The 15,949-nt window shown below is 69.2% G+C and carries 17 protein-coding genes; 9 read left to right on the forward strand and 8 right to left on the reverse strand.

What is annotated here, in order from left to right:
* The first annotated feature begins 26 nt into the window (after nt 1-26).
* Nucleotides 27-875: a SirB1 family protein gene (locus IAE60_RS00490; RefSeq protein WP_187573440.1), complete on the forward strand. Its 849-nt coding sequence runs from the start codon at nt 27-29 to the stop codon at nt 873-875.
* Nucleotides 876-1,071: 196 nt separating this feature from the next.
* Here the strand turns inward: IAE60_RS00490 and IAE60_RS00495 are convergent, their stop codons facing one another.
* Entirely contained in the window at nt 1,072-1,302 is a 231-nt protein-coding gene (locus IAE60_RS00495) for a rubredoxin (RefSeq protein ID WP_185894209.1), read from the reverse strand.
* Between the two features lie 27 nt (nt 1,303-1,329).
* Here IAE60_RS00495 and thiE point away from each other — a divergent pair, with 27 nt between their 5' ends.
* From thiE to IAE60_RS00525, 6 genes are all read left to right on the forward strand, one after another.
* The gene (gene thiE / locus IAE60_RS00500; protein WP_187573441.1) at nt 1,330-1,968 is read left to right on the forward strand and encodes a thiamine phosphate synthase; all 639 of its coding nucleotides are present in this window, start codon (nt 1,330-1,332) and stop codon (nt 1,966-1,968) included.
* Between the two features lie 69 nt (nt 1,969-2,037).
* Complete coding sequence (hemL, locus tag IAE60_RS00505; RefSeq protein ID WP_187573442.1) at nt 2,038-3,330, forward strand: glutamate-1-semialdehyde 2,1-aminomutase; 1,293 nt, start codon at nt 2,038-2,040, stop codon at nt 3,328-3,330.
* Entirely contained in the window at nt 3,327-3,956 is a 630-nt protein-coding gene (locus IAE60_RS00510; RefSeq protein ID WP_187573443.1) for an HAD-IA family hydrolase, read from the forward strand. Before hemL ends, IAE60_RS00510 begins: the two co-directional genes overlap by 4 nt.
* A gap of 70 nt (nt 3,957-4,026) precedes the next feature.
* Nucleotides 4,027-5,151, forward strand: coding sequence for a DJ-1/PfpI family protein (locus tag IAE60_RS00515; RefSeq protein ID WP_244966618.1), 1,125 nt, complete (start codon nt 4,027-4,029; stop codon nt 5,149-5,151).
* 3 nt (nt 5,152-5,154) lie between these two features.
* Nucleotides 5,155-5,844, forward strand: a complete 690-nt coding sequence (locus IAE60_RS00520; protein WP_187573444.1) for a response regulator transcription factor — start codon at nt 5,155-5,157, stop codon at nt 5,842-5,844.
* Nucleotides 5,841-7,169 (forward strand): sensor histidine kinase, encoded by a 1,329-nt coding sequence (locus tag IAE60_RS00525; RefSeq protein ID WP_187573445.1) that lies wholly within the window; start codon nt 5,841-5,843, stop codon nt 7,167-7,169. Before IAE60_RS00520 ends, IAE60_RS00525 begins: the two co-directional genes overlap by 4 nt.
* Here the strand turns inward: IAE60_RS00525 and IAE60_RS00530 are convergent.
* Entirely contained in the window at nt 7,123-8,355 is a 1,233-nt protein-coding gene (locus IAE60_RS00530; RefSeq protein ID WP_187573446.1) for an acetylornithine transaminase, read from the reverse strand. The two genes, IAE60_RS00525 and IAE60_RS00530, sit on opposite strands and share 47 nt — an antisense overlap.
* Nucleotides 8,356-8,469: 114 nt before the next feature.
* On the opposite strand from IAE60_RS00530, the gene IAE60_RS00535 reads away from it, so the two are divergent.
* The gene (locus tag IAE60_RS00535; protein WP_187573447.1) at nt 8,470-9,354 is read left to right on the forward strand and encodes an ion transporter; all 885 of its coding nucleotides are present in this window, start codon (nt 8,470-8,472) and stop codon (nt 9,352-9,354) included.
* Between the two features lie 9 nt (nt 9,355-9,363).
* Here the strand turns inward: IAE60_RS00535 and IAE60_RS00540 are convergent, their stop codons facing one another.
* From IAE60_RS00540 to IAE60_RS00555, 4 genes are read right to left on the reverse strand one after another with little or no spacing between them, the layout of a single operon-like run.
* Complete coding sequence (locus IAE60_RS00540) at nt 9,364-9,900, reverse strand: cysteine hydrolase family protein (protein ID WP_187573448.1); 537 nt, start codon at nt 9,898-9,900, stop codon at nt 9,364-9,366.
* 25 nt (nt 9,901-9,925) lie between these two features.
* Nucleotides 9,926-10,363: a VOC family protein gene (locus tag IAE60_RS00545; RefSeq protein WP_187573449.1), complete on the reverse strand. Its 438-nt coding sequence runs from the start codon at nt 10,361-10,363 to the stop codon at nt 9,926-9,928.
* Nucleotides 10,364-10,376: 13 nt separating this feature from the next.
* Entirely contained in the window at nt 10,377-11,195 is an 819-nt protein-coding gene (locus IAE60_RS00550) for an SDR family oxidoreductase (protein WP_187573450.1), read from the reverse strand.
* Between the two features lie 40 nt (nt 11,196-11,235).
* A complete protein-coding gene (locus tag IAE60_RS00555) occupies nt 11,236-11,832 on the reverse strand; it encodes a protein kinase family protein (RefSeq protein ID WP_244966688.1) in 597 nt (198 codons plus the stop codon).
* Nucleotides 11,833-11,961: 129 nt separating this feature from the next.
* Here IAE60_RS00555 and IAE60_RS00560 point away from each other — a divergent pair, with 129 nt between their 5' ends.
* Nucleotides 11,962-13,968: a bifunctional DedA family/phosphatase PAP2 family protein gene (locus IAE60_RS00560; RefSeq protein WP_187573451.1), complete on the forward strand. Its 2,007-nt coding sequence runs from the start codon at nt 11,962-11,964 to the stop codon at nt 13,966-13,968.
* A gap of 33 nt (nt 13,969-14,001) precedes the next feature.
* On the opposite strand, the gene IAE60_RS00565 is transcribed toward IAE60_RS00560, so the two are convergent.
* Nucleotides 14,002-14,586: an LON peptidase substrate-binding domain-containing protein gene (locus IAE60_RS00565; RefSeq protein WP_425504445.1), complete on the reverse strand. Its 585-nt coding sequence runs from the start codon at nt 14,584-14,586 to the stop codon at nt 14,002-14,004.
* Nucleotides 14,587-15,909 (reverse strand): UDP-N-acetylmuramate:L-alanyl-gamma-D-glutamyl-meso-diaminopimelate ligase, encoded by a 1,323-nt coding sequence (gene mpl / locus IAE60_RS00570; protein WP_187574617.1) that lies wholly within the window; start codon nt 15,907-15,909, stop codon nt 14,587-14,589.
* Nucleotides 15,910-15,949 lie beyond the last annotated feature (40 nt).

The following is a 15,949-nucleotide window of genomic DNA, read 5'->3' on the forward strand; positions in this document are numbered from 1 at the left end:
GGTGGGATTGGCCCCAGTCTGTCGGCATGGGGGATCGACTGACATTGCCGGAATGGAATGCGTTGGCCAGCCAGCCCGATGACACGGTGCCGCTGCTGGAAACCGCGCTGCTGATCGCACGCGACGAGTATCCCGACTTGGACCCCGACCTCTACGACACGCTGGTCCAGAGTCACGCCGAGCACCTGCGCCACGAGATCGCCACGATCGAACCGTGGCCGCTGAAGATGGCCGCCATCAACCGCCATCTGTTCGACGAACTGGGCTACACCGGCAACCACGACGAGTACTACGACCCACGCAACAGCTACCTCAACGAGGTGTTCGAGCGCCGCCTGGGCAATCCGGTGTCGCTGGCGATGGTGCAGATGGAAGTCGCGCGGCGGCTGGGCGTGCCGCTGGATGGCGTGTCGTTCCCCGGCCACTTCCTGGTGCGCCTGCCGGTCGACGACGGCCTGCTGGTGATGGACCCCTTCAACGGTGGCCGCCCGCTCGGCGTGGACGAGCTGCGCGAACGCGCCAAGCCCCATCTGGGCGGCGACATCCCCGACGATGCCGCGCTGCTGCACATCCTCAACCCGGCCTCGCACCGCGCCATCCTGGTGCGCACGCTGCGCAACCTGCACGGCGTCTACGCCGAACGCGAGGAATGGGACCGGGCCGCCCGCAGCGCCGACCGCGTGCTCAAGCTGACGCCCGACCAGCCCGACGCCCTGCGTGACCGCGGGCTGGCGTACCTGAAGATGGATTACCGCGCCGGCGCGCAACACGATCTGGCGCGCTATCTGCACCTGTCGCCGGACGCGAAGGACGCCGCGGAACTGCGCGAACAACTGATCGAACTCAACGCGACGCGCACGTCGCGGATGCATTGAACGCGCAGCGCCTGCCGGCGCCGTTGTAGGAGCGACGCAAGTCGCGACCGCGGAAAGTCCCTTCCATCGAACTGCGGTCGCGCGCGTGTCAAACCACCGAAGCGCGTTGATGGAAGCACGTCATGGCCCATGCCGCCGCAAGGACGCCCGATCCATGCGGTCGCGACTCACGTCGCTCCTACAGTGCCCCGGAAAATCAATCCAGCTCCACCATCTCGAAATCGTCCTTGCCCACGCCGCAGTCGGGGCAGGTCCAGTCGTCCGGGATGTCTTCCCAGCGCGTGCCCGGGGCGATGCCTTCTTCCGGCAGGCCGTCGGCTTCGCTGTAGATGAAGCCGCAGACCACGCACATCCAGCTGCGGTAGAGGGTGGCGGTGGCGTCGGTCACGGGGATAATGCCGGCTTGGAGAAGCGGCCATTGTCCCATCGCCGCCCACGCACCGGAAGTTCGACGATGACACCCCTGCCGCCCACCGTCCGCACCGCCCGCGGGCTGTACCTGATCACCCCGGAGGAGCCGGATACCGCCCGCCTGCTGGCGCGCGTGGCCGCGGTGCTGCCGCAGGCGACCTGGCTGCAGTATCGGCAGAAGGGCGCCGGTCCCGATCTCCGCCTCGTCCAGGCCGCCGGGCTACAGGCCTTGTGCAGGGAGGTGGGCGTGCCACTGATCATCAACGACGACGTGGCGCTGGCTGCGACGATCGGTGCCGCAGGCGTGCACCTGGGCGAAGAGGATGGCGACATCGCCGCCGCACGCACGCAACTCGGTGCCCAGGCCATCATCGGAGCGTCCTGCTACGACGCGCATGCGCGGGCCGAACGTGCCGTCGCCGCAGGCGCCAGCTATGTGGCGTTCGGCGCCTTCTTCCCGACCACCAGCAAGGTCACCACGCGCCGCGCGACACCGGGCTTGCTGGCCGCTGCTGCGACGCTGGGCGTCCCCCGGGTGGCGATAGGCGGCATAACGCCGGACAATATGAGCCCGCTGGTGGCCGCAGGCGCCGACCTGGTCGCCGTGATCGGCGGCGTGTTCGAAGCGGCTGATCCCGTGGCCGCTGCGCAGGCCTATCGATCAGGATTTGACCGCGCGTGACGTTCCTGTGGGAGTGGTGCCGACATGCCGGCACCACTCCCACGACGACCCCTACTTTCTGGAATGCCCATGAACCACGACCAGTCCCACGCCCTCTTCGCCCGCGCCCAGCAGTTGCTGCCCGGCGGAGTCAATTCGCCGGTGCGCGCGTTCAAGTCGGTGGGAGGCGAGCCGTTCTTCGTGCAGCGCGCGGACGGCGCGTACCTGCATGACGTGGACGGCAACCGCTACATCGACTACGTCGGCTCCTGGGGCCCGATGATCGTCGGCCACAACCATCCGGCCGTGCGCGAGGCGGTGCAGGCGGCCATCCAGAACGGCCTGTCGTACGGCGCGCCCTGCCCGGCCGAGGTGACGATGGCGGAAACGATCACGCGCCTGGTGCCGTCGTGCGAGATGGTGCGCATGGTCAACTCGGGCACTGAGGCCACGCTGTCGGCGATCCGGCTGGCGCGCGGGGCCACCGGCCGCAACCGCATCGTCAAGTTCGAAGGCTGCTACCACGGCCACGGCGACTCGTTCCTGGTGAAGGCCGGCAGCGGCATGCTGACGCTGGGCGTGCCGACCTCGCCCGGCGTGCCGGCGGGGCTGAGCGAATTGACCCTGACGCTGAGCTATAACGACTTCGCCGGCGCGACCGCACTGTTCGAGCAGTACGGCAGCGAGATCGCCTGCCTGATCATCGAGCCCGTCGTCGGCAACGCCAACTGCCTGCCCCCGCGCGAAGGCTACCTGCAGCATCTGCGCGCCCTGTGCACGCAGCATGGCGCGCTGCTGATCTTCGACGAAGTGATGACCGGCTTCCGCGTGGCGCTGGGCGGCGCGCAGGCGCACTACGGCATCACGCCGGACCTGACCACCTTCGGCAAGATCATCGGCGGCGGCATGCCGGTGGGCGCCTATGGCGGGCGTCGCGAGCTGATGCAGCAGATCGCGCCGGCCGGCCCGATCTACCAGGCCGGCACGCTGAGCGGCAATCCGGTGGCGATGGCCGCGGGCCTGGCGATGCTGGAGCTGATCCAGGCGCCGGGTTTCCACGACGGGCTCGCCGCCGCGACGGCGGCGCTGTGCGAAGGCATGGAGGCTGCCGCGCGCGAGGCCGGCGTGCCGCTGACCACCACGCGCGTGGGCGCGATGTTCGGGCTGTTCTTCACCGACCAGCAGGTCGATACCTACGCCCAGGCCGTGGCCTGCGACACCGCGGCGTTCAACCGTTTCTTCCACGCGATGCTGGAGCGCGGCGTGTACCTGGCACCGTCGGCGTTCGAAGCCGGCTTCATGTCCAGCGCGCACACGCCTGACATCATCGACGCGACGATTTCCGCCGCCCGCGAGGCCTTCAAGGTGGTTGCCGCGGGATGAAGCCGCGGATCCACCAGGTGCTGTTCGATTTCGACGGCGTCCTGGCGCACTACCGGCACGAAGTCCGGATCGCACACCTCGCGGCGCATGCCGGCTGCGCGCACGAGCGCGTGCGCGAGGTGCTGTTCGTATCGGGGCTGGAAGTCGAGTACGACAGCGGCCGCGTCGACACGGCGACGTACCTGCGCCGGATCGGCGAAGGGATCGGTGTCGCCATCGACGAGGATGCATGGATCGCCTCGCGGATGGCCGGCAGCATGGCCATGGACGATGTACTGACCCGTGTCACCGCACTGCACCCGGACGTGGCGATGGGCGTGCTGACCAACAACGGGGCCATGATGACGCGGGCCATCCCGCGCATCGTCGCGCCGCTGGCAGCGCGGATCGAGGGCCGCGTACTGACCAGCGGCGGCCTGCAGCGTCGCAAGCCGGCACCTGCCACCTTTACGCATGCGCTGGAGCTGCTCGGCTGGGACGCCGCCAGCACGCTGTTCGTCGACGACAAGTTCACCAACGTGCAGGGCGCGCGCGAGGCCGGTCTGCACGCAGAGACCGTCACCGACGGACGTACGCTGGGCAAGGCACTGAAGCGCTATGTCTTCGGCCCCCAGACCGGCTGGTGACCGGCCCGGTTTGAACCTTGATTGATCCGGCGGCCGGACACTGGTGCCCCTCCACCGGAGAACCGTCGTCATGCGCTACATGTCACGCACGTTCCACCTGGCCTGCGCACTCCTGCTGGCCACGGCCGCCACACCGCTGCACGCGGCGAAAGCGGACAGGATCCTGATCGTCGTCAGCGGCGAGGGCCGCGACCAGGGCAAGACCCGCCCCGGTTACGAGTTCGATGAGCTTTCGCAGGCGTGGCTGATCTTCCAGGCCAACGGCTTCGCCATCGATGTCGCCAGCCCGCAGGGCGGCGCGGTGGAGGCCGACAGATACGACCCGCAACAACCCTTCAACGCTGCCCTGCTCGCCGACACGGAGGCCACGCGCATGCTGGCCGCCACGCGCAGGACGGACCAGGTGAAGGCCGAGGACTACGCGGCGATCTATGTGGTCGGCGGCAAGGGCGCGATGTTCGACCTGCCGCGCGACACCGCACTGACCACGCTGCTGGGCGATGCCTACGAACGCGGCGTGGTGATTGGCGCGGTCTGCCACGGACCGGCCGCCCTGGCCGACGTGCGCCTGCGCGATGGCACACCCCTGGTGCAGGGCAAGGCGTTGACCGGATTCACCAACGAGGAAGAAGCGGTCTTCGGCAAGCGCTGGGCGAAGGAGTTTCCGTGGCTGCTCGAGGACCGTATGCGCGCGCGTGGCGCGCAGTGGCAGGAAGCGCCGCTGATGATGGCGAAGGTCGTCGTGGATGGCCGCCTGGTCACCGGGCAGAATCCGTATTCCACCCCCGGCGTCGCGGACGCCATCATCCGTGCCACGGGGCGCACGCCGGTGCCGCGGACGCCGTGGCGCGACGAACTGACGATGGGTCTCGCGGCGCAGGTGCGTGCTGGCGACGTGGGTGCCGCCGCCACCGCACTCGCGACCGATGGCAAGCGCTACCACGTGGACCTGCTCGGCATGCTCGGGTACTACCAGGCGCAGGCCGCGACCCGCGACGAGGACGTGCGCCACGCCCTGCAGCTGATGCAGCTGGCGTTGCCGTACATGCCGCAGCCGGAGTTGAAACTCGGCGCCGCCGAAGCGCATCTGCGCCTGGGCGAACGGGAGCAGGCGAGATCGCTGGTGCGGCAGGTGCTGGCGGGCAAGCCGGACATGGCCGAAGCTAAGGCCCTCATGCAACGCATCGACGGCTGAACGATGGCGGCACCGGCGGCCCGTATCCTGGTGATCGAAGACAACGCGCTGCTGCGGGCGCAGCTGCAGCGGCTGTTCGCCGACGTCGGCATGGCGGTCGAGTTCGCCTCGGACGGCCTGGCCGGATTGCAGATGGCGCTCGACGCGCCGCCCGACGTGCTGGTGCTAGACGTGGGCCTGCCCGGACTCGATGGCCTGCGCCTGTGCGAGCGCCTGCGTACGCACGCCGATCGGCATGTCCCGGTGCTGATGCTGACCGCGCGCGATGCGCTGGAGGACAAGCTGCAGGGCTTCCGCGCCGGCGCCGACGACTACCTGGTCAAGCCCTTCGCGGGTGCGGAACTGCTCGCGCGATGCCAGGCGCTGACCGTCCGCCACCGCAGCGGCGAGACGCACGTGCTGCGGATCGGCACCCTGCGCATCGACCGCCGGCAGGGCCAGGCGACGCGCCAGGACAGGCCGCTCGACGTGCACCAGACCGCCTACCAGATCCTGCTCGCCCTGGCCGAAGCGTGGCCGCGCACGCTGACGCGCAGCGAGCTGATCCAGCACCTGTGGGGCGATGCGCCGCCGGACTCCGATCCGCTGCGCACGCATCTCTACCTGCTGCGCCAGGCGCTGGACAAACCGTTCGCCACGCCGATGCTGAAGACCGTGCACGGCGTAGGCTTCCGCCTGCAGGCCGACGCATGAGCGCATGCCCCCTGCCGCGTCGCCGGTTGCGCAGCCGGTTGATGCTGGTGTTCGCCGGCTTCACGCTGTTGCTGGCCATGCTGTTCGGCCTTTACGCGCTGCTCTTCGTCTATACCGTCGAAGACCGGCTGTTCGACACGCTGCTCGAGCGCGAAGCCGCGGCGCAACAGGCGCACTACGCCGCGCATGGACGCTGGTCGCCGCCGCGCAACGGCTTCATGGACGTGGTGGAGCGGACCGACGCGCTGCCCGACGGCATCGGCGATGTGCTTGGCGAGGAGCCGGCGCGACGGGAGTTCGCCGGCACGCAGGGACGCCATTACCACCTGCGCGCACTGGATCCTCCCGCGCCCGCGCCGCGCGCCTGGCTGGTCGCGGAGGTCGGCGGTCTGCTGGCGGTCCGGCCGATGCGGTCGGAGATGCTGCAGCTGCTGGCCTGGACCGGCGCGATCGCCGTGGTGCTGGCGCTGCTGGTCGGCGGCTGGCTGGCGCGACGGACCACCGCACCGCTCTCGCGACTGGCGGCGGCCGTCGGGGACGCGACCCCGGAACGGCTGCCGCCCCACTTCGCGACCGGCTTCCCCGACGACGAGGTCGGGCTGCTCGCCCGCCGCCTGGACGACCTGATCGCGCGCATCCGCGCCTTCGTGGAGCGCGAACGCGAGTTCACCCGCGATGCGAGCCACGAACTTCGCACCCCCCTGACCGTGATCCGCGCCGCCAGCGAACGGCTTTCCGCCGATCCCGGCCTGGGTGCGGATGCACGCGCCAGTGTCGACCACATCGGCCAGTCGGCCGCGCACCTCGAGCAGACCATCACCCTGCTGCTTGCGCTGGCGCGTGAACAGGAATCGCCGGCCGCGGTGCCGGACACGATCGTGCTGCCGTTGCTGGAACGTGTCGTGGTCGAGCAATCGCCATGGCTCGAAGGCAAGCCCGTGGAGGTGAGCGTGAACGTCGCGACCGACCTCGGCAGCACGCTGCCGGCACCGGTGCTGCAGGTCCTGCTCGCCAACCTGGTCGGCAACGCGTTTGCGCACACCCGCGCGGGGCGCATCGCGATCACGGGCGACGGCGATGCGCTGCGCATCGCCAATCCAGGCGGCGCCGTCGGCGAACACGATTTCGCGCCCTTCGCGAAAGGCGAAGAAAGCACGGGCTTCGGGCTGGGCCTGTCGATCGTGCGCCGGCTGTGCGAGCGGCACGCCATCGACCTGCGCTTCGAACAGGAGGAAGACGGCACGGTGGCCTACCTCCCGCTCCGCAAGGGCGCGGGGCTCAGCCCGGCTTCGCGAACGCCCTCAGCGCTGCTTGCAGGCGACTGAGGCCCTCGCCGACTTCCTCATCGGTGATGTTCAGCGACGGCACGAAGCGCAGCACGTCGGGGCCCGCTTGCAGCATCAGCAGGCCCTTCGCGGCGGCCAGGTCCAGTACCTCGCCCGCACGGCCGGCGTATTTCGCGTCGAGCACGGCGCCCAGCATCAGGCCGCGACCACGCACCTGCGAGAACAGGCCGAGTTCGGCGTTCATCGCATCCAGCCCCTTGCGCAGCGCGGCCGACTGACGCGCCACGTTGTTGGCGATCTGCGGCGAGGCAAGCTTGCGCAGCGCCACGCGCGCCACCGCCGCGGCCAGCGGGTTGCCGCCGAAGGTGGTGCCATGCGCGCCGAACTGCATCGCCTGCGCCACCTTGGGGCCGGCCAGCATCGCACCGATCGGGAACCCGCCGCCCAGGGCCTTGGCCAGCGTCACGATGTCGGGCACCACGCCATCCTGCCAGTGCGCGAACAGCGTGCCGGTGCGGCCCATGCCGGCCTGGATCTCGTCCAGCACCAGCAATGCGCCGTGGTGGTCGCACAGCTCGCGCACCGCGCGCAGGAAGCCGGACGCAGCCGGCATCACCCCGCCCTCGCCCTGCACCGGTTCCAGCATCACCGCGGCCACATCGCCGCAGGACATGGCGATCTCGAGCTGGGTCACATCGTTGAAATCGACGTAGCGGAAGCCGCCGGGCAAGGGCTCGTAGCCTTCCTGGTACTTGGGTTGCGCGGTGGCGGTGACCGCGGCCAGCGTGCGGCCGTGGAAGCTGCCGCGGAAGGTCACGATGACGCGCTGGTCCGGCGCGCGGCCCTGCGATGCCGCCCATTTGCGCACCAGCTTGATCGCGGCCTCGTTGGCCTCGGCGCCGGAGTTGCACAGGAAGACGCGTTCGGCGAAGCGCGAGGCAGTGACCAGCTCCTCGGCCAATCGCAGCGGCGGTTCGCTGTAGAACACGTTGCTGGTATGCCAGAGCTTGCCGGCCTGCTCGGTGAGTGCGGCCACCAGATCCGGATCGTTGTGGCCCAGCCCGCATACGGCGATGCCCGCGGACAGATCCAGGTATTCGCGGCCCTCGCTGTCCCACACGCGTGCGCCCTGGCCGCGCTCCAGGATCACCTCGCGCGGGCGGTACACCGGCAGGTAATAGCGCTGGCCGTGGGCCAGCAGGTCGGCGGTGGTGGAGACGCTCATGGGCGGACGGGCAACAGGAAGGAGGGCGTATTGTGACGCATGCCGGCACCACCGGCGGAATCTGCGCCGCCGTCCCGCAGGACGCACGGTCGCCATTGGTGCATCATCGCGCCCATGAAGTTCCAGCCGCGCCTGTTCTCCGATCCCCAGCTCAATCCCGCCACCGACACGGGCTGGAGAAGGCGCTGGTTCGACATCATCTATCGCCACGACACGCCGCCGTCGCGCAACTTCGACCTGGCGCTGGTGCTGGCGATCCTGGCCAGCGTGATCGTGATCATGCTGGACAGCGTGCAGGCCTTCCACGCCCGCCATGCCGGCGTCCTGTACGCGCTCGAGTGGGCCTTCACCCTGTTGTTCACCGCGGAATACGTGCTGAGACTGGCGACGGTCCGCCGCCCGCTGCGTTACGCGGTCAGCATCTGGGGCATCATCGACCTGCTGTCGATACTGCCCACGTACGTATCGGTGCTTGTCCCGGGTGCGCAGAGCCTGCTGGTGGTACGCATCCTGCGCATCCTGCGGCTGTTCCGCATCCTGAAGCTGACCCAGTACGTCGAAGAGAGCGGGCAACTGGTGGGCGCGCTCTGGCGAAGCCGGCGCAAGATCTTCGTCTTCGTCTGCGCGGTGCTGACGCTGGTCGTCATCTTCGGCGCACTGATGTACGTGGTGGAGGGCCCGGAACACGGCTTCACCAGCATTCCCACCAGCATGTACTGGGCCATCGTCACGATGGCGACCGTCGGCTTCGGCGATATCGCGCCGCAGACCACGGCCGGCAGGGCCATCACCTCGGTGCTGATCCTGATCGGTTACAGCATCATCGCCGTGCCCACCGGCATCTACACCGCCGAACTGGCCAGCAGCCTGCGCGAAGCCTCGCACGAACGCGGCCACCTCGATCGCCGCAGCTGTCCCGAATGCGGCCTGGAGGGCCATGACCCCGACGCCCTGCACTGCCGCCATTGCGGTGCGCGCCTGCCCGTCCCGATGGGCTGAATCCGCCGCCTAGGCAGCGAACGCGATCTCGCCGGCAGGCAGCGCACGGATGCTGACGCCGAAGCTGCGGATGGCCGGCAGCGTGGCGTTGTGGTGGGCGCGGATCTGCGCGGCATCGGCGTGCGCCTTGTCGTGCGTGGTATGTGCGTCCGCCGCCAGCACCACGTGGTAGCCATGCGCCGCCGCGCTGCGCGCGGTGGTATCCACGCAGAACTCGGTGGCATACCCGCACAGCACCACGCCTTCCACGCCGCAGAACGACAGCACTTCGTCCAGGCCGGTGCGCAGGAAGGCATCCGGCGTGGCCTTGCGGACGCGGTAGTCGCCCTCGGCCACCTGCAGGCCCGGATGCAGCGCCCAGCCAGGCGACTCGGCTTCCAGGTCGCCCGCGCGCTCATGCTGCACGAACACCACCGGCATGCCGGCCTCGCGCGCCTTCGCCGACAGCGCGTTGATGCGCTCGACCACCGCATCGGCATCGGCCGGCAGCGGCTGCGGTTCGAACAGGCCGCGTTGCACATCGATCACGAGCAGGGCCAGATTCATCTGCACAACTCCTTGCGGGGGCGTGTCACCAGCTTCCCGTATTCGGCATCGAAAGCCAAGGCTCCTGCGGCGGCAGCGCAGCGCCTTTCTGCAGCAGTTCGATGGAGATCAGGTCCGGCGTGCGGACGAAGGCCATGCGGCCGTCGCGCGGGGGCCGGTTGATGGTGATGCCCATCGACTGCAGGTGCGCGCACAGCGCGTAGATGTCGTCCACTTCGAAGGCCAGATGGCCGAAGTTGCGGGCGCTGCCGTAGTCCTCGGGCGGGCTGCCGTCTTCCGGCGGCCAGTTGTACGTCAGCTCGATTTCCGCTTCGGGATTCACCGGTGCGCCGAAATACACCAGCGTGAACCGGCCCTGCGGGCTCTCCATGCGGCGGGTTTCGCGCAGGCCCAGGCCGTCGGTGAGGAAGCGGCCCGTGGCGTCCAGATCGTGGACGCGGATCATGGCGTGCAGGTATTTCATGGTGAGCTCGGGGTCAGTCCAGGAACAGGTCGGGTAGCGGCGACTGCGAGGGATCCACGGCATAGCCGGAGAAGTCGGCCACGCCGGTCTCGCGCAGCACGTCCTCGTCGATGAGGAACCGGCCGTGGAAGCCGCGCGCCTCGCGCACCAGCACGGCGTGCGCGGCATCGGCCACGATCTGCGGCGTGCGGCAGCGCGGGATCTCCACGCCGGGAATCATGTTCAGCGCATCGGTGGCGATGATGGTACGCGGCCACAGTGCGTTCACCGCGACGCCCTGCGGCCCGAACTCACCGGCCAGGCCCAGCGTCACGAAGCTCATGCCCATCTTGGCCAGCGTGTAGCCGGTGTGCGGCGCCCACCACTTGGGGTCCAGCGACGGCGGTGGCGCCAGCGTCAGGATATGCGGATTGGCGGCCTGCTTCAGGTAGGGCAGGCAGGCCTGCGCGCACAGGAAACTGCCGCGCGCGTTGACCTGCTGCATCAGGTCGAAGCGCTTCATCGGCGTGTCCAGCGCACCCGCCAGCCAGATGGCGCTGGCGTTGTTGACCAGGATATCGATGCCGCCGAAGGCGTCCGCGGTAGCGGCCATCGCCGCCTTCACCTCGTCCTCTTCGCGGATGTCGCACTTCAGCGCCAGGCCGCGGCCGCCTGCGTCGTTGACCGCCTGTGCAGCGGTGTGGATGGTGCCGGGCAGCTTGGGATGGGGCACCGACGACTTGGCGGCGATGGCCACATTGGCACCGTCGCGTGCCGCACGCAGGGCGATGGCCAGGCCGATGCCGCGCGAGGCACCGGTGATGAAAAGGGTCTTGCCGGCCAGTGACGTCATGGCGTGCTCCGGAAGGGAATTCGGGTGGATGCGGACATGCTCACGGCTTCGGCCCCTGCCCCTCGTTGTCTTCCCACTTCAGTACGCGCCGGGTGAGGAAGCGGTACACCGGCTTGCCGGTACGGAACCACAGATCGCGCAACCAGGACGTGCGCCTGAGCACGCGCTTCTCGGTGGGGGTGAGGGACGCAGCGCAGTATGTACGCTTGTGCTTGAGCAGATGGCGCAGGTCCTGCCGCGCCAGCAGGCGCATCCAGCGCGAACGCGGATGGCCACGGGTGGCGAGCTGGAAATCGATGATCGCCGGGCGCCCGTCTTCCAGGACCAGCCAGTTGGCTTCCTTAGCCAGATCGTTGTGGGCGATGCCGCGGCGATGCAGCTGCTTGAGCAACCGGTGCGCGGCACGGAAATAGGGAAGGTCCCCGCGCGGCGGCCGTTGGTACATCGCCGCGCCCTCCATGTAGCTGCGGTCCAGCCGGCGTCCGGTCCAGGCCAGCAACTGCGGCACATCGGCCATTCCGGCGACCTTGCGCAATGCCAGCGCTTCGCGCCGCGCCAGCCACCACGCCGGCAGTCTCAACCACAGCGGCACATGCGCCAGATCGCGGCGTACGAACGTCCCCCCCTGGCCCTGCATCAGCGAGATGCGGCCGAAGGTGTCGGCCTTGAGTGCGGCGATTTCGGAAGGCGAGCGCAGGTCCACCTGGTCATTCTACCGTCCGCGGAAGGGGGGCGCCGGTCAGCAGGCGCCGCCTATAATCCCGCGATGGAATCCTCCTGGTTCGACAACCTGCTGGCCTGGATCAGCGCGCATCCCGTGGCCGCAGGGCTGGTGATCTTCGCCATCGCCTTCTGCGACGCCGTGATCATCCTGGGCGCCATCGTGCCCGCGCTTCCGCTGCTGTTCGCCGTGGGTGTGCTGATCGGGCTGGGCGAGATCTCCGGGCCGTACGCCGTCGTGTGCGCGACCCTGGGTGCGCTGATAGGCGACGCGAGCAGCTATTGGGTGGGCCACCGCTGGGGCCCGCAACTGCGGACGGTGTGGCCATTCCGCCGCTATCCGCAATTGCTGGACCGGGGCGAGGTGCTGTTCCGCCGCAATGCATGGAAGAGCATCTTCGTGGCTCGTTTCGTGGGACCGATCCGGCCGTTCGTGCCGGCCGTGGCCGGCATCTCGCGGATGCCGTTGCGCCGCTACGGCACGGCCAGCGCCGCGGCCTGTCTGGCGTGGGCGGTGTCGTTCCTGCTGCCGGGCTGGGTGCTGGGCCACGCCTACGACGCCGTCGCCGCGGTGGCAGGCCGTCTGGCGCTGGTGCTGGGCCTGCTGGTGGTGGTGCTGGCCCTGGCCTGGGCGCTGGTGCTGTACACCTATCGCTGGTTCGCCGCGCATGCCGATGTGCTGCTCGCGCGCGCGTTGGCATGGTCCCATGCGCACCCGGTGCTGGGCCGCCACACCGCCGCGGTCTTCGATCCGACCCGGCGCGAATCGGTGCCCCTGGCACTGCTGGCGATCCTGCTGCTGGCCATCGTGTGGGTGTGGTTCGCCTTCCTGATCATCGTCGTCGGCCATGGCGAACCGCTGGCCATGGATCTGTGGGTGCACGAACTGATGCGCGCCCTGCGCAATCCGCTGGCCGACCGACCGCTGGCGGCCCTGGCCTCGCTGGGCGACGAGCAGGTGCTGGCGCCGGTTTCACTGCTGGTGCTGGCCTACCTGTGCTGGCGCAAGCGCTGGATGGCGGCCGGTCACTGGCTGGCGGCGCTGGCGTTCGGACTTGCGCTGACCGCGTGGCTGGGCGCGTCGGTGGACATCCCCAAGCCGCCGTCGGTGAGCAGTGGCTTCGGCTTTCCGTCGATCGCGGTGACCATGTCCACCATCATCTTCGGCTTCTTCGCGGTGCTGATCGCACGCGAACTGCCAGGACGCACGCGGGTGTGGCCCTACCTGGTCTCCGGCATCGTGGTGGCGTTGATCGGCTTCGCGCGGCTCTACCTGGGCGCGCACTGGCTCAGCGACGTCATCGGCGGCATGCTGTTCGGGCTGGTGTGGCTGCTGGTGCTGGGCATCGCCTACCGCCGCCGCATGGTGCGATCGTTCTGGATCAAGCCGATCGCATGGCTCTTCTATGGCAGCTTCGTGCTGGCGGGCCTGTGGCACGCGCCACGCAATGTGGAACGCATGCTGGCGCAGTTCCAGGCACCGGTGACCGAGCGCAGCGTCGCCCTGCAGGACTGGTGGACGCAGGGTTGGCAGTCGCTGCCCGCACGCCGTAACGAGTTCGACGACGAGCAGCGCTGGCCACTGGACGTGCAGATCGCCGGACCGCTGGCGCCCTTGAAGGCAAGCCTGGCCGCCGACGGATGGCGCGAACAGCCGCAGGCCGGCTGGGAAGAGGCCCTCAACCTGCTCGACAGCGATCTGCCCGACGATCAGCAGCCCGTGCTCCCCGCCACGCTCGACACCCGCGCCGAAAGCCTGCTGATGGTGCGCAAGGGCGACCAGCCGGGCGAAGTGTTCGTGTTGCGCCTGTGGCCGGCCGACACGCGCCTGCTGCCCGGCGATGTGCCGCTGTGGATCGGTAGCGCGCAGGTCCTGCAACAACAGCGTGCCTTCAACCTGGTGCGCCTGTGGCGGCCCCTGCGCGAAGCGCGCACCGCGCTGGATGCGGTGACGCGGGCCACGGCCGGACTCGACCATGCGATCGCACCTCACCCCGAGTCGGGGCTGCCGGTGCTGCGGATCTGCACTGCAGGCGGCCCTGCCCTGCCCTGACTCGTCAGGCAGGTTTTCGCAGGAGGGACGGCGTCAGTCGATCCACTCCAGCAGGCGCTGCAGCCGGGCATGCACATCGTCTTCCTGCAGCAGGGACACGCGCTGTTCGGGCGTGATCGGCAGTACCTGCGCCAGGCGCCATCCCACCCAGCCCGCATGTTCGAAGATCCGCGGCGGCAGTTTGGCCAGGTCGGTGCCCGCCTTCTCCATCATGGTCTGCAGCAGCGTACCCAGCAGTGCGTGCTCGGGACGGATTTCCCCGTCCTCGTCGGCGCACCGCCACTCGACATCCGCCATCACCAGCCCGTTGTCGCGCACGCGCGTGCGGACCACGTGGAAACGCCGATGGCCGCGCACGCGCAGGGACAACAGCCCGTCCTCGCCCATGTCGAAGTTCTCGATACGCGCTTCGACGCCGTAGGCCGCCGGCGTCGCGGGCGCCCCCGATTCGTCGCCCTCCAGGATCAGGCAGACACCGAACCCGCTCGCGGAACGCCCGCAGTCGCGTACCAGATCCAGGTAGCGCCGCTCGAAGATGCGCAGATCCATCGCCGCCCCCGGCAGCAACACCTCGTGCAGGGGGAACAGCGGCAGGGATTCGTGCGCCACGCCGGCCACTCAGCCTTGCAATGCCGCCAGGAACCGCCGCGGCGCGCCGTCGAAGCCGCCATTGGACATGAACACCACATGGTCACCGGGGCGCGCCTGCGTCCTCAGCGCCGCGATCAACGCATCCGCATCGGGCACCGTACGTGCGTCGCCACGGATGGCGGCGACGATCCTGCCGGCATCCCATGCGAGTTCCGGTCGGTGCAGGAAGACGACTACGTCCGCGATGTCCAGCGACGGCGCCAGCGCATCGGCATGTGCGCCGGAGCGCATCGAATTGCTGCGCGGCTCCATCGCCACCAGGATGCGCGCCTCGCCGACGCGCGCACGCAAGCCTTCCAGCGTGGTGTGGATGGCGGTGGGATGGTGGGCGAAATCGTCGTAGACGGTGATGCCGTCGTGCTGACCGATCACTTCCAGCCGCCGCTTCACGCTGCGGAACGCCGCCAGCGCCGGCAACACGGTGGCCACGTCCACGCCGACCGCATGGCACGCGGCCAGCGCGGCCAGGCCGTTGAGTACGTTGTGCCGGCCCAGCATCGGCCAGTGCACCTCGCCGATCTCGGTGCCGTGGTGGCGCACCGCGAAGGCGCTGCCGTCCTCACGGATCAGGCGCGCACTCCAGTCCAGCGACGGATCGAAGCCGAAGCGTTCCACCGGCGTCCAGCAACCCATCGCGAGCACTTCGGCCAGGCGGGCGTCCTCGCCATTGACGATCAGGCGGCCACGGCGCGGTACGGTGCGCACTAGGTGATGGAACTGGCGCTGGATAGCGGCCACGTCCGGGAAGATGTCGGCGTGGTCGTATTCCAGATTGTTGAGGATGGCGACCAGCGGGCGGTAATGGACGAACTTGCTGCGCTTGTCGAAGAAGGCGGTGTCGTACTCGTCGGCCTCGACCACGAACTCGCGGCCGCCGCCGATGCGCGCGGATACGCCGAAATCCTCGGCCACGCCGCCGATCAGGAAACCCGGCGAGCGGCCGGCGGCTTCCAGCAGGTAGGTCAGGATGGTCGTGGTGGTCGTCTTGCCGTGCGTGCCGGCCACGGCCAGCGTGTCGCGTCCGGGCAGCACGCGCTCGGACAGCCACTGCGCGCCGGAGATGTAGCGCCGGCCCTGGTCCAGTACAGCCTCGACCGCCGGGTTGCCGCGCGACAGCGCGTTGCCAATGACGATCTCGTCGCAGTCCGGTGCGATGTTCTGCGGCTGGTAGCCCTGCGCCAGCGCGATGCCCAGCGTCTCCAGTTGGGTGGACATGGGCGGATAGATGGCCTGATCGCTGCCTTCGACCGTGTGACCGAGTTCGCGGGCCAGGGCGGCCACGCCACCCATGAAGGTGCCGGCGATGCCGAGGATGTGGATCTTCAAGACG

Source organism: Pseudoxanthomonas mexicana (genome assembly GCF_014397415.1).
GTDB classification, from domain to species: Bacteria; Pseudomonadota; Gammaproteobacteria; order Xanthomonadales; family Xanthomonadaceae; genus Pseudoxanthomonas_A; species Pseudoxanthomonas_A mexicana.

Bases quoted from the DNA above. Each gene is read 5' to 3' on its own strand.
- IAE60_RS00490 (WP_187573440.1), top strand. From the start codon at position 27: ATGGGGGATCGACTGACATTGCCGGAATGGAATGCGTTGGCCAGCCAG.
- IAE60_RS00495 (WP_185894209.1), bottom strand. From the start codon at position 1,302: ATGGGACAATGGCCGCTTCTCCAAGCCGGCATTATCCCCGTGACCGAC.
- thiE (WP_187573441.1), top strand. From the start codon at position 1,330: ATGACACCCCTGCCGCCCACCGTCCGCACCGCCCGCGGGCTGTACCTG.
- hemL (WP_187573442.1), top strand. From the start codon at position 2,038: ATGAACCACGACCAGTCCCACGCCCTCTTCGCCCGCGCCCAGCAGTTG.
- IAE60_RS00510 (WP_187573443.1), top strand. From the start codon at position 3,327: ATGAAGCCGCGGATCCACCAGGTGCTGTTCGATTTCGACGGCGTCCTG.
- IAE60_RS00515 (WP_244966618.1), top strand. From the start codon at position 4,027: ATGCGCTACATGTCACGCACGTTCCACCTGGCCTGCGCACTCCTGCTG.
- IAE60_RS00520 (WP_187573444.1), top strand. From the start codon at position 5,155: ATGGCGGCACCGGCGGCCCGTATCCTGGTGATCGAAGACAACGCGCTG.
- IAE60_RS00525 (WP_187573445.1), top strand. From the start codon at position 5,841: ATGAGCGCATGCCCCCTGCCGCGTCGCCGGTTGCGCAGCCGGTTGATG.
- IAE60_RS00530 (WP_187573446.1), bottom strand. From the start codon at position 8,355: ATGAGCGTCTCCACCACCGCCGACCTGCTGGCCCACGGCCAGCGCTAT.
- IAE60_RS00535 (WP_187573447.1), top strand. From the start codon at position 8,470: ATGAAGTTCCAGCCGCGCCTGTTCTCCGATCCCCAGCTCAATCCCGCC.
- IAE60_RS00540 (WP_187573448.1), bottom strand. From the start codon at position 9,900: ATGAATCTGGCCCTGCTCGTGATCGATGTGCAACGCGGCCTGTTCGAA.
- IAE60_RS00545 (WP_187573449.1), bottom strand. From the start codon at position 10,363: ATGAAATACCTGCACGCCATGATCCGCGTCCACGATCTGGACGCCACG.
- IAE60_RS00550 (WP_187573450.1), bottom strand. From the start codon at position 11,195: ATGACGTCACTGGCCGGCAAGACCCTTTTCATCACCGGTGCCTCGCGC.
- IAE60_RS00555 (WP_244966688.1), bottom strand. From the start codon at position 11,832: ATGCAGGGCCAGGGGGGGACGTTCGTACGCCGCGATCTGGCGCATGTG.
- IAE60_RS00560 (WP_187573451.1), top strand. From the start codon at position 11,962: ATGGAATCCTCCTGGTTCGACAACCTGCTGGCCTGGATCAGCGCGCAT.
- mpl (WP_187574617.1), bottom strand. From the start codon at position 15,909: ATGGGTGGCGTGGCCGCCCTGGCCCGCGAACTCGGTCACACGGTCGAA.